General features: G+C 43.5%; 10 protein-coding genes. 1 reads left to right on the forward strand and 9 read right to left on the reverse strand.

Annotated features, from left to right (window positions below; translation table 11 throughout):
- Window positions 1-26 precede the first annotated feature (26 nt).
- From AC59JO_RS16260 to rlmH, 4 genes are all read right to left on the reverse strand, one after another.
- The gene (locus AC59JO_RS16260; protein WP_497306483.1) at window positions 27-395 is read right to left on the reverse strand and encodes a hypothetical protein; all 369 of its coding nucleotides are present in this window, start codon (window positions 393-395) and stop codon (window positions 27-29) included.
- A gap of 114 nt (window positions 396-509) precedes the next feature.
- On the reverse strand, window positions 510-791 hold the full coding sequence (locus AC59JO_RS16265) for a hypothetical protein (RefSeq protein ID WP_497306485.1): 282 nt from the start codon (window positions 789-791) through the stop codon (window positions 510-512).
- A gap of 230 nt (window positions 792-1,021) precedes the next feature.
- Window positions 1,022-1,960 carry a cation diffusion facilitator family transporter gene (locus AC59JO_RS16270; protein WP_413669689.1) on the reverse strand — a complete coding sequence of 313 codons (939 nt, stop codon included), beginning with the start codon at window positions 1,958-1,960 and terminating at the stop codon, window positions 1,022-1,024.
- A 165-nt stretch (window positions 1,961-2,125) separates the two neighbouring features.
- Window positions 2,126-2,599, reverse strand: a complete 474-nt coding sequence (rlmH, locus tag AC59JO_RS16275) for a 23S rRNA (pseudouridine(1915)-N(3))-methyltransferase RlmH (protein WP_413669688.1) — start codon at window positions 2,597-2,599, stop codon at window positions 2,126-2,128.
- A gap of 63 nt (window positions 2,600-2,662) precedes the next feature.
- Between rlmH and AC59JO_RS16280 the strand changes: the two genes are divergently transcribed.
- Window positions 2,663-4,471, forward strand: a complete 1,809-nt coding sequence (locus AC59JO_RS16280) for a MutS-related protein (protein WP_497306488.1) — start codon at window positions 2,663-2,665, stop codon at window positions 4,469-4,471.
- Between the two features lie 217 nt (window positions 4,472-4,688).
- Here AC59JO_RS16280 and AC59JO_RS16285 read toward each other — a convergent pair whose 3' ends face one another.
- From AC59JO_RS16285 to AC59JO_RS16305, 5 genes are all read right to left on the reverse strand, one after another.
- Window positions 4,689-7,235 carry a TonB-dependent receptor gene (locus AC59JO_RS16285; protein ID WP_413669686.1) on the reverse strand — a complete coding sequence of 849 codons (2,547 nt, stop codon included), beginning with the start codon at window positions 7,233-7,235 and terminating at the stop codon, window positions 4,689-4,691.
- Window positions 7,236-7,786: 551 nt separating this feature from the next.
- Window positions 7,787-8,599, reverse strand: a complete 813-nt coding sequence (locus tag AC59JO_RS16290) for a DUF4249 domain-containing protein (protein WP_497306490.1) — start codon at window positions 8,597-8,599, stop codon at window positions 7,787-7,789.
- On the reverse strand, window positions 8,590-11,394 hold the full coding sequence (locus AC59JO_RS16295; RefSeq protein WP_497306492.1) for a TonB-dependent receptor: 2,805 nt from the start codon (window positions 11,392-11,394) through the stop codon (window positions 8,590-8,592). The genes AC59JO_RS16290 and AC59JO_RS16295 overlap by 10 nt, the downstream gene beginning before the upstream one ends.
- Before the next feature lie 372 nt (window positions 11,395-11,766).
- The gene (locus tag AC59JO_RS16300; protein ID WP_497306494.1) at window positions 11,767-12,468 is read right to left on the reverse strand and encodes a LytR/AlgR family response regulator transcription factor; all 702 of its coding nucleotides are present in this window, start codon (window positions 12,466-12,468) and stop codon (window positions 11,767-11,769) included.
- Complete coding sequence (locus AC59JO_RS16305) at window positions 12,468-13,502, reverse strand: sensor histidine kinase (RefSeq protein WP_413669682.1); 1,035 nt, start codon at window positions 13,500-13,502, stop codon at window positions 12,468-12,470. The genes AC59JO_RS16300 and AC59JO_RS16305 overlap by 1 nt, the downstream gene beginning before the upstream one ends.
- Window positions 13,503-13,532: the final 30 nt, after the last annotated feature.

Here is a 13,532-nt window from a genome sequence, read left to right on the forward strand (position 1 = left end):
ATTTGCGTAGTGCCCCGGTTTAAGATTTAATTTTCACCTGTAACCTTAACTCCGTACTGTATTGCTGCATCGAGTATACTAAGGTTGATATCTTTCAGCGTTTTGAATTTAATGCAATATCCGGTTACGCTTGCCTTGCCGAGGTCTTTTCCAAAAGTTTGAGCCAAATATGTTTTATCCTTTATCCCGAGGATATAAACTGAAATTCCGGTTGTATTTGCGCTGATGCCAATTTGATAAAACTCTTTGGTTGTACCATCGGCGTATTTTATGGTGTATGATCCATATCCGATATTGGGATTACTAACAATCTTATTTTCGCTGTCCCTACCATCCAGGAACCATAATTTACATCCCGGCAGTAACTGAAGTATGTGTAAATGCAAGGTTTGCATGTCATTCCGTTTGGTTCGGGCTGGCTGGCGATATATGCTTCGATTTGTTCCTGTATGTTCATACTAAATTCCTTTGGTTGTCATCAATATTTCAAACTGAATACTGTCCGTTTATTAAAATACGTCTAAAACATAAAGCAGCCCAATAATTGGTGCTACATTTAAAAATATGACGAGGCCGATATTTTGATCGTCCTTCTCTCTTTTTGCATAGCGCGACAGAAATATGAGGAAAGCGATATAGTAAAAGAATGGAAAAATAAATATGGTGAAGAGCAATTTCCCTGCCGGACCAATAAGCTGACCCCATCCTAATATAACCGGCCATGCCACCATCCCGATGATCTCAAGAAAGGTAATTACAGAAAGTACTTTTAAGGTTTTGATTTTGCTCATCTTCTGGTAATTGTTTTACCATAAAAATAAGAAAATCAGCGATTTTAAGAAAAAGTCCATGTCATTTCGATCGAACAGCGATGGGAGCTGCATCGGCATGAGGAGAAATCGTATACGCCATTTGATAAATCATGTTTGGGCTATGCCGGATGTATAAGATTTCTCTTTCGCTCCCTACGCTATGCCGACTTGCTCTATCGAAATGACACTTTTTAAAAATTTAACGCGGCCTACAAACACTCCGGCTGCTTGCACTCTTCTTCCGAAAATTCGGGTTCGAAGGTGCTATGGCTGATATCCAGATGCTCCAGCCTATGGCGCAGATCATGCTTGATATTATCAAAATCGGCCATTGATTCGGGGCTGATCACCAAATGAGCAGTAAGCGCATTTTCGGTAGTGCTGAGCGCCCAAACGTGCATGTGGTGCACATCAACTACACCTTTGGCTTTTTTGAGTTCGGCTTTGATTTTATCGAGGTCCATTTCGGCAGGTACGCCGTCCATTTCCAAACGCAAGCTGGCAATAAGCAGGCTCCAGGTGCCGCGCAATATCACGAAACCTATTATAAGGCTCACTACGCTATCAATCCAATATAGTTTGGTGAAGTATATGATGAGGCCGGAAACCACTACGCCAAACGATACAATGGCATCCACAGCCATGTGCAGGTAAGCGCCTTTTATATTCAGGTCGGTATCCTTATCTTTTACAAACAGCCATGCGGTAAAGGCATTAATGCCAATACCTATAAAAGCCACCCAGGCCATTGTTCCGCCAGATACAGTTTCGGGGGTCATGAAACGCATAATGGCTTCATAAATAATAAACCCAACCGCAACAAATAATATTACTGCGTTAAAGAACGATACGATGATGGTAGACCGTTTATAGCCATAGGTGTATTTACTGTTGGCACTTACCTTAGTCAGCTTGAAAGCAAGCAGGGCCAGTGCAAGTGAGGCCACGTCGCTCAGGTTATGACCGGCATCGGTTAACAGGGATAGCGAGTGTGTTATAAAACCAGTAATGGCCTCAACCACCACAAATACCGAGTTAAGCACGATACCCCATATAAAAGCCGAATTTAAATGATCGAGTTTAGGGGCGTGGTCATGGTGATGGTGCCCGTGCCCGTGCGAATGCGAATGATCGTGACCTGCTGACATTTAGCAAAGGTAGGGAAAGATGTGCAGATATGCAGATGTGCAAATGTGCAGATTCATGGATTGTTCATTTTCTGAACCGGGATTAAACGGATTAAAAGATTTACGGGATTTTAGCAGTAGCGGAAAGAAAATCAGCGAAATCAACGTAATCATAAAAATCAACGGTCACTCATGATGATAAGGCTCCCCCTTCATAATGGTATATGCCCTGTACAGCTGCTCTACAAAAAACAGGCGTACCATCTGGTGCGAAAATGTCATGCGCGAAAGGGAAATTTTATCATTGGCACGCTGATAAACGGAATTATCAAACCCGTATGGTCCGCCTATGATGAATATCAGGTTGGCCGATGTGGTAACTTCTTTTTTATTGATGTAGGCTGCAAACTGGGTCGAAGTAAACTCGGCGCCCTTCTCATCCATCAAGATCACAAAATCAAGCGGGGTGATCTTTTTCAGGATCAGTTCAGCTTCTTTGCCTTTTTGCTGTTCGGGGCTCAGGGCTTTGGTGTTTTTGAGCTCCGGGATTTCGGCAAGCTCCAGTTTGGTGTAGTGCTTTAACCGTTTTACATATTTATCTATGCCTTCTTTCAGGTAGGCATCCTCAGTTTTTCCAACGGTAAGGAACGTGATCTTCATATCTGCAACAAATAAACGTTTATTTAAAATATATGTGTTTATTTTGGTTGAATTTATCTGCAAATGGAACAAACAATTATCATAGATTACACCCACAGGGCCAACCTCGCAGCTGCTGAAGCAGCCAAATATAAAAGTCTTGCCAATACTTATTCGCTTATGCGGCTTGGCATTTTTGCTATGGTGGCCGTAACTATAGCCTTTGCCATTCACTTCGACAATTTCAGCATCATTGCTGTTGCTTTTGTGTTGCTGGTTTTTGCCTTTGCCTGGTTGGTGGCCCGGCAAAGCGGTTTCGAAAAACAAAAGCAGTATTATGATGATCTGCAGCAGGTAAATGAAAACGAGATAGGCAGTATCCAAAGCCACAGTAATATTTATGGCGATGGTGCACGTTATAATAATGATAAGCACTTTTATACCTCCGATCTGGATATTTACGGCGGTGCATCGCTATACCAACTCATCAACCGCACAGCTACCACACCGGGCAACAATAAACTGGCGGGCTGGCTTAATGCTCCGGCAAACAAACAAACTGTATTGCAGCGACAAGAAGCTGTTAAAGAAATAGCCACTAAAAATAGCTGGAAACTCGACCTGCAAACACGCCTTGTTTTTGCTATGAAGCAGGATGTGAACCAGCTTAAAAATCTGTTTAAATACCTGCATATCCCACTTGATATGCCCGGCGAAAAGTGGCTCGCCGCTTATACCAAAATTGCTCCTTACCTTTTTACGGCTTTACTTATCGTGGCTTATTTCTATTCCCCGGCAAAATTGGTGGCAATAGCCGTGGGTTTGTTCAATATGGGGGTAGTGTTTTCAAAAGCGGCCTATATCCGAAAAGCCGATCTCATTGCCGGAAAAATAGGTGATACTTTAGCCAATTATGCCGGTGTATTTAAGTGCATTGAAGATCAGCAATGGCAGTCCGGTTACAGCAACACGTTGGCACAACAACTAAAAACCGATAAAACATCGGCCAAAATAAAAGAGTTGGGGCAACTGATCAACAAGCTTAATTATCATCTTAACTTATTAGTTGGCTTCTTGCTCAACTTGTTTTTTTTATGGGATATCCGCCAGATCATCGCCATCGAAAACTGGAAACGCCAAAACCAGGATAGTCTTGAAACGTCCTTTGACGTAATTGCCGAATTTGAATCGCTACTGAGTCTGGCCGGTTTAGCAGTGAACTATCCGGAGTGGAGTTTTCCCGTTATTGACGACAGGCAGGGCTATACCCTCACCGCCAAATCTATTGCCCACCCGCTTATTGATGCCGCTAAACGTATCGAAAATGATTATGAGCTGGATAATACTTTTAAGGTAGATATCATAACCGGGTCAAACATGGCCGGTAAGAGCACTTTTTTGCGTACGGTGGGCATTAATACCGCGCTAGCCCTAAGCGGTGCACCTGTTTGCGCCAAAAGCATGCAGGTATCGGTGATCACCATGATCAGCTATATGCGTATCAAGGATTCGCTGAATGAAAGCACTTCAACTTTTAAAGCCGAGCTCGACCGCCTGCAGATGTTGCTGGCTGCCGTTGAAAATGAACCTAAGGTGTTTTTCCTGATAGATGAAATGCTGCGCGGTACCAACTCGGTTGATAAATACCTCGGCTCAAAAGCAGTTATAGAACAGCTGATCCGCAAGAACGCCGTAGGTATGGTAGCCACTCATGATTTGCAGATAGCTCATCTCGAGACTAAATATCCCAATTATGTTCGCAACTTTTATTTCGATATCCAGGTGGTAAACGGGGAAATGTTGTTTGACTATAAGATCAAGCATGGCGAATGCAAAACTTTTAATGCCTCGCTATTGCTTAAGCAGATTGGTATTGAGGTGGATGCGGAGTAGAACCGGGATTTGGGAGGATTTGCCGGATTATAGGATTTTATCTGAATCGGGATTTATTGGATTACGGAATGATTTTGGCGATCAAAAGAGAAAATCCCAAAAATCAGAAAAATCCCCCCAAATCCCGGTTCAGAAAAAGAGCCGGAAGCATTACGCTTCCGGCTCTTTTTATTTTTCTTGATTCCTGACTCTAACAGTCTTTGACTTCTAAGCCAAATTATCTGCCGCCCGGGCCACCCTGACCGCCGGCTTGATCGCCTTGTTTTTGGTCGTCGTTGTTAACGCCTTTTTTCTGCTGATTAGGGTTGCTGAAGCTTAGTTTACCAAAACTGTAGCTAAACGTGATCCCAAACGAACGGAATGGGAATGCCGTTGAGCTGGTTTGTGTAAAGCCTGGGCTATTGATGTTCTGGTCAAAATGCTTGTCCCTTGCAAATGGCTGTACAGTATTGAAGCCGATAGCCAGTTTTTTATCTAAGAACTGTTTTTTAACACCGAAGGCATAGATCCCGAACGATGGGTTAGTACCCTGGATAGTTCTGCGAGATGAGTTAGTGAAACCAAACAGCTCGGCAAGGAAATTATGTGGGAACTGGTACGATGCACTTCCGAAAGCAGAGTACTGAAAATAGGTACCTGTTGCAGATGAGTTTGACACAAATACCCCTTGCGGGCTTGGGCTATAGGTAAAACCGTTAATGCTGGCACGGATAGTAAGCGGCTTAATAGGATTTATTGATCCAAAGAAGCTTGCGCCAATTGAATTATTTACACCAACGTTTGAATATGTTGTACGGGTAGCTATAACCGGTTTGTTGTTGATAGTATCAACAATTGGGCTTGCTATGCCTTCAATCAAATCGCTGGTATGTTTGTAATACACAGAGAAGTTAAGTACTGATGATTTGATAAAGGTGTTATAGTTTAACTCAACAGTTTGTGAAATCTCTGGCGACAAGTTAGGATTACCTACAGTTTGGTTCTGCACGTTAGCACGGTTGATGAACGGGTTCAAAAACTGAAGGCTTGGGCGCTGGATTCTTTTGCTGTATGATAACTTGATAGTGTTTGAACCAAATTGTTTTTGTAAGGTTAAACTTGGGATAAAAGTTGTATAACTTGCAGTAAATGGCTCCAAAGTTTGGAAACCTGAACTACCTGCTTCCTGGAAAGGATTTTGTGGGTCGCCTTTAATCCTGGTGTTTTCAACACGGCCACCTACCAATATTGAATAGCTTTTAGGTAAAGTAAACGTTAATACGGTATAGCCTGCGTACACATTCTGATTGTAATCATACAGGTTTGAATTTAATACATCTCGAACCGGATTGTTACCTTCGGTATCTGTATTAAAAATATCGTAATTACTGTTGATGCGGCGTTGAATGGTTTTAGCGCCTGCTTCTACTTTTAACAGTTTGCTTACAGGTAAGGTATAATCGGCTTGTCCGGTATATTCGTTGTTTTTGCCGTTGTTGTCACCTATCTGGCTTGGGTTAACTGCAGTAAAGATACTTGTATAATCGGTGGTGATATCACTATGGCTCCACTGACCTGATATGGTCAATTCGTGACCTTCTTTTTTAAATTTGTGGGTATAGTCGATATTCCAGTCAAAACCGCCAAAATGGTTGTGAGATGTAGTCCGGCCGTTATAAGTTAATAAGTTGCCATTTAGCGTACGGTTGTAATCGCCGCCTCCGTTGGTATTAAAACCACCATCATTTAACCTGAAGGTACTGTTGATACTGTTAAATGCGTTAAACTCATAACCTGCAGTAACCGAACCTATAGCGCCATGTCTTTTGATCCTGCTTGATGTATTATTGCGGTTATGGAGGCTAACAGCAGGAACTGTATCGTGTGCAGGAGTATTGATCATCTGGTCGAAAGTAGTCAATGAGGTTTGCGGCCATGTTAAGTTACCGCCGGCGTTAATACCTAAACTGAAACGGTTTTTGTTATAGTTTAGGTTGATGTTACCATTGTTTTGACGGGTACCTACACCACCGCTCACCGAACCGCTAAAGCCCGAAACATTTTTTTGCTTGGTAATGATATTGATGATACCGCCTGAACCTTCAGCATCATATTTGGCCGACGGTGAAGTTACAACTTCAATGCTTTTGATCTGATCGGCAGGGATAGTTTTCAACACATCAGATAAACTTGCTGATGTAGCGCCGGATGGCTTACCGTTGATCAATACTTTAATGTTCTGGTCACCACGGATAGATACGTTACCGTTAATGTCGACGTTTACCAACGGTACTTTTTGCAATACATCGGTAGCGTTACCGCCGGCAGCTGTAAGGTCTTTTTCAGCATTGTAAACTATTTTGTCAATCTTGTTTTCAATCAATGCAGCCTGGCCAACTACCGAAACTTCTTTCAGCGCATGGGCTCCCGGCGAAATAAAGAGCTGCCCCAGTTTATTATCGGGTTTTGATGCAGTTGTAGTAACCGGTTCAATATATTTGGTTGGGTAACCAATAAACGAAACTGCCAGCTTGTATGTGCCTGGCTTTACATTATCCAGTTTAAAGTTCCCTTTTTCATCGGTTAAAACACCTGTAATTGGCGATTTGCCACCAGCGCGGTATAAGCCCACCGTGGCATAATCCAATGGTTTTTTGGTAAGTGAATCAATCACTGTACCGGAAATTCTGCCTGTTACAGTGGGGCCGCCTCCGCCAACTCCAAACTGGGCCTGAGCCGAAAAAGCAATGCAGAATAATACAATAAGTATGTAAAAACGTTTCATTTAGTGTTATTTTGGTAATTGGAGGCGAAAATACCCTAAATGTTACATGCTTAAATTTTATTTTGTTACAAAAAGTGCAATTGTCATGTATTAGTTACACTAACATGATACAAACCGTATATTTTACAATAAACGTTTAAACGGGCGTTTACAATGCAGTGACAAAGAGGAGGTAAAGTGAGGGGCGGGGTATAAAATTTGCCCTGGGGTTGATGTTATCATCATAGGTGTTTGGAAGAAATAAAAAAAGCGCGGGATTGTGCGATTCCCTCCCCTGGGAGGGTGTAGGGAGGGGTTTCACCATGATGCCCAATCGTTGCAAGGGCGTATAAACCCCTCCCTGCCAATACACAATCCTAACGCACCCCTCCCAAGGGAGGGAATTAAAATTTTCCGAACACTGATGGCAATAGCACCGATCACAAGCTGAAAAAACGCTTTGGAGGCGACGCTGGCTTTATAACATGCGATTGCCGCGTCGTCCCATTGCATTTGTCCTGTTCGGGGAGCCTTACGAAGTTTTTAAACTTCGTAAGGCCGGATTATCAGAGTTATTCTGTTGTTACCTTCAAATTCAATGTATCGGCCTGCATCGCTGTGAAAATGCCGAGGCCGTTAACAACATTGGTTGGGGTGTTTACCAGGTTTTGCGAGCTGCCCCGGGTATTGCTGGTTAATACATTGATGTATTCGTCATTTACCCTTAGCAATATCACCTTATAAGCACCGTAGTATTTGAACGTGGTTTGCGTTATACTGTAGGTCGACGCACGTTCAGTATTGATTTCGAAACTTGCGTTTCGGTTGTTTCTTACTGCTATGATTTCGAATGGATTACTGTCGGTATTCTTGAAAAGCAGCATATGCTGTAACGAATCAGGGTTGGTCCAGGTGATGGTTTCACGCACCTTGTCGTTATATGCCTGATCGATGGTGTTAGGTTCATGAAATACAGTATCAGTTATTTTAAACCCTTCAGGTTTACCCGGCATTACTGTCGACGCGCTGACGGCCACATTATTATAGGTAAACTGCATGCTATAAGTTTTACCCGCAGTTACAAATGAGGCATCACTGTAAGTGTAAGTGCCGCTTGTTGTTTCGGTAAGTTTTACGGTTTGCGCGCCGTTGCTCACATTGATACTTAAACCGGTTAAGGCCGCGCCATAAGTAGCAGTATCGGTGAGATCTTTTTGCTGATAAACTTTTACCGAAAGCGGTTGCCCGGCAATCAGGTATGCTTCAACAACAGGTTTGTTCACCGCGTCCGTATCTGAGGAGTTTTTTTTGCAGGCCGATGCCATCATCAGGCAGCCGGCTATCAGTGCAAAAAATGTATATCGTATGTATGTTTTTATTTCCATCTTAAGCTTAATGTAACGTTAGGGGTAAAGCCGAGGTAGTTAACATCGGTAGTGATAACCTGGTTGTTTTGCATCTGGTATTCGCGGTACCATATATTGGTATGATTATATACGTTGAACAGCGATAAACCTATCGAACCTATTTTATGTCCGTCAATCTTCAGCAGGTCATATGAAACCGACATGTCCAGCCTGTGATAGGCAGGCAGGCGTTCGGCATTTTTGTCGCTGATGTTGAGGTAAGTGATGCTGTTGCCGTCAACTGTTTTAATGGTATAGCTGGATAATGGTGCCGTGTAAGGGTGCCCGGTGCTGAACAGGAAGGTTGCAGCAAAATTCCATCGCTCGTAATGGTACATGTTGATGGATTTAAACTCATGGCGTACATCCTGATCGGCAGCATAATAATCCGTGCCGAAAGCCGAGAACTTGTTTTGGGCCTGGGCAAGGGTATAGCTGATCCAGCCGGTGTAACGCCCCATTTTTTTCTGTACCAAAAACTCAATCCCTTTAGCACGGCCTGTTCCCTCGTAAAAGTTTTCAGTAACGGTTTGTGTTTGATTTTGGTTGGCCTCCATCCTGAAGCCGCCACCTGCGGGCTGTGTTTGCCTCACGGTGTACTGCGTAAGACCGCTAAGTGTTTTATAATAGCCCTCAACGCTAAACAAAAGCTCATCCGTTTCGTAGCTGCTACCTAATATATAATGCCTTGACATGCCAACCGGGATATTGCTGTTGTTGGATAGCACCCAGAAATTGCGGTTACCGCCCAAAATATCTTCGCGGATCACCTGGTTTTCAAACTGGTAAAACTGTCCGGTTGCGCCTTTAATTGTAAGCCTGTCGTTAACATTATAACTTGCCGATAACCGGGGTTCAAAGTACGGTTTGGATGTAGGACCGAAATAACTGGTACGCAAGCCCGGCTGAATATGAAATTTATTGTTTGGGTCGATAGCCAGCTCGGTATAAAAGCCTGCTAATATGGCATTATTATGCTGGTTGATGAGCTTGCTGGTATCGTTTTGGGTATACTCATAGTCTATTTTTTTGTAGGATGCAAAACCACCGAAGAGCAGTTTGTATTTGTTGCTGGCCGTCCATTCCCATTCAGATTTATAACCCACATCTTTCAGATTGTTGGTCTCTAAAGTTCCGTTGCTTACGGTATGTGAAATGCCGTTGGTATCAATCTGTGCAAAGCCAGAGGTGCTCCTGTTCCTGTCGTTAAAATAAGATGAGTAGGTGATGTAGTTGTTTGAATACAACTTTTTATTCCACTGCCTGAACCATTTGATACTGCTGCCAAGGTTACCGTATTTGGTATAGTCGGTTATGTTGATACCGCTGCTGCCCGACGACAGGAACGATGGCAGACCCAGTTGCCTGCTGTTATCTGTTTTATCGGTACCGGTGTATAAGGTCCAGGAAACCTTATCTTTTGGGCTGATACTGTAGGTATACTTGGCATCAAAATCATAAAAGTATGAGCTTGGCGTAATCTGGTTGGCAAAGCTACCACCACCAAAGCCGCCCCGGCCACCACCGCCGCCCGGGCCACCGCCCTGCGTGGTTGAGGTTTGATTAAACTGGTTAAAGATCTTATTATAAAACGGTCCCTGGTACGAACGCCTTACAGCTAAAAGCAAAGTTGATTTGTCAGACAGCGGCGTTTCCAGGTAACCACTTGCGCTCAGTAAACTCAAATCGGTACCTATATTAGTTTCGTTCTTGTTGCCTTCCTTGCCGTTAAGCTCGGTAACGCTCGAAAGCCTGCCGCCATATTTTGCCGTAAAGCCGCCTTTATACAATTGTACATCTTTGATAGCGCTGGCGTTAAAGGCACTGAAAAAACCGTACAGGTGATCAACCTGGTAAATGGTAAAACCATCCAGCACAACCAGGTTCTGATCGGGGGTACCGCCGCGTACATAAGCACCTGATGATGACTCGTTGGTGCCGCTTACACCGGGCATCAGCTGAAATGCCCTTAGTACGTCCTTATCGCCCATGGTTGGCAGCTTATCCAAATTGGCCGGCGACAGTTGTAACACGCCAACCTGCCTGCTATCGGTATTCATAACGCCGCTTTTTTTACCGGTAATGGTAACCTCGTTTAAGCTGTTGAGCGATGAATACAAACCACAGATCAGCGGCGAATTTAATTTTTCGCTGCTCAGTCTGAAATAATCGGTTTGGTAACCTGTATATGAAACTTCTACCACTGATGTATCTGATGGCACCCTGAACATGGTAAAATAGCCATCAGAGTTGGTCATAACGTTGAGGTCGGTACCCCTGATCTTCACCGTTGCGGATGGCAGCGATTCGCCAGTTTGCTGGTCAATCACCCGCCCGTTAATACTCACCAGGAAATGCTTGGGCCTGGCCTTGGGGGCTTCAATTTCTTTGGCCTTTACTGCGTTGGATGCCTGCAATGAAAGCTTGTTGAGTTTTTGCAGCCGCGCCAGGTCGTCGGTATTTTGAAGGATATAGATGGTGCCGCTTGACTCTATCCAGTAATGCAGGCTGTTTTCATTACAAACCTTGGCAATTACTTCTTTAAGCGGTTCCTCAAAAAAATGCTCCACAACGTCCATTTCATGCAGGGGCTGCCGTTCAAACACTATGCGAACTTTATAGTTCATTGCCAGTGTATCAAAGAGCTCATCAAGCGGACATGAAAAAAAATGGTTTACTACAATCTTTTTTAGCTTTTGTTGAGTTTGCTGACTATGGGCCACCGTACCGCACATTACAAGGGTGGTTAATAACAATAGGGAAAATTTCTTCATGTAGGGGTGTATTTTCTTCAGCGCCGAAATTGCACCATGTTTTGAAGCACCTCAAATAAAATCGACCATGAGAGGCTTTGTGTCGACAAGACGGCAGGATGTGTGGCAGGGGGATTTTGCTTAGTAGCAGTTGTTAGGGGCAGTAGCAGGAAGGAAAAGGATATTAGTTAGAAGTAGTGGCACGTGTTTGTATATGTTTATTGAAAATTGCCTGAAAAACCATGTCATTGCGAGCGTAGCGCGGCAATCGCACGGAAGCAAAGCCGCCCTGTATAGTATGCGATTGCCGCGCTACGCCCGCAATGACATATTTCTAACCTTGTCTGAAGGCAAAGACCCCAAACAGCGCCCAAGATGATTAGGGAAAATATGTTACGCTTTCCCGATCATCCTGTTGATCACATCACGATACCCATCGCTTAAAGGTATTTCAGTATTGATTAGTTTGATGCGGGCTCGGCGCATTTGCGATACATGATCCAGGTTAACGAGGTATGATTTATGGACCCGGAAAAACTGGTCGGGTGGTAATTGCAGTTCAATAGCTTTTAGGCTGATACGGGATAATACCGGTTTTTGCTGATTGATGAGATGTACTTTAATATAATCTTTAAGGCCTTCAATGTATTCAACCTGGTCAAAGCTGATCTTAACGAGGTTATAATCAGCATGCAAAAAGAAATAGTTTTTAGTTGTAGGTTGCGGTACATAACTGCGACGAAGCTCATATAAGTCAAGCGCCTTATGACAGGCTTTCAAAAAACGGTCTAAGGGCACGGGTTTAACCAAGTAATCAACCACATCAAGTTCAAAACCTTCTACCGCAAATTTTTCATAAGCGGTTACAAATATTACCATAGGTTTTTGGGTGAGGCTTCTGATAAGTTGTAAGCCGTTAATGCCAGGCATGTATATATCGCTGAAAATAAGGTCTATCTGCTCCTTTTGCATGGCAATGATCGCTTCGCCTGCGTTGCGGCAACGTGCTACTACCTGTATGGAGTTCACGTGTTTCAGGTTATCTTCAAGCAGATCAAGCGCCAGCGGCTCATCGTCAATTATTAAACATCGCATCATTTAAGTTCCAGTTGCAGCATAACTATATAAGCCTGCTCGTTTTGATTGATATATAGGTTGTGTTTGCCAGGATATAACAGTTCAAGCCTGCGTTTAACATTGGCAAGACCGATACCCGAGGCATTATCTTTACTGTCTTCGGTAGGGTTATACACGTTTTGTACGCTGAAACGCAGGTTTTTTTCGTCGGTAAAAAGTGTGATGGCTATGGCCGGTGCTTCAATATCTCCAGTACCATGTTTAAAGGCATTTTCCACAAAGGGGATGAGCAGCATGGGTTCTATCGTTTTTTCGGGAGCTTTGATATCAGAACTGAAGCTCACTTTCACCTGGTCGCGAAAACGGAGCTGCTGCAGCTCGATATAGCTGCGGAGATAGTCTTCTTTTTGGAATAGCGTAACTTTTTCCGCATCGGTTACATAAAGCATATACCGGAGCAATTTGGAAAGCTGGATGAGTGTTGGCTCAACTGCCGAGGGGTTTAACCGTGAAAGCGCCACTGCGCTGTTAATTACATTAAAAATAAAATGCGGACTGATCTGTGAGCGTAAAAAGGCCAGTTCAGAGATCAGCGAAGCATTATCAATATCCTTTTTTTTGTTGATAGCCTTAAATTGATCGGCCAGGTAATGATAGGCAAAACTCCCCGCCGTAATGGACAGCAATGGGAATATAACCAGGTAAGGTCCTTTTGGCCGGTGATGTTGCCCCATCCAGGGAAAATGAGGTACAGGAAAATAATGCCGTACGGTCATCAATATGATATTGAATACCACAAAAGAGGCAAGCAACGCAAAAAAGTAAAGCCAGATATTCTTTTTCAGGATCCCGGGAATAAGGAGGAAAGCATTGAGATAAAATTCGGCCGCCAGAACGAGGTTAAAACTGATGATATGACCCAGCGAAAAGGCTGGTTGCGGAAAACCCCGCATATCCGGCCTGGAAATTACGGGCGTAAAAATAATCAGTGCCCAAAATAACAGATGGATACAAATTTCGATAATCAGCGCCGGTTTTATCCGTTTAAACATATCATGCTAAGGTAGCCTCATTTTAAACCC

The organism is Mucilaginibacter sp. A5337, from assembly GCF_059690695.1.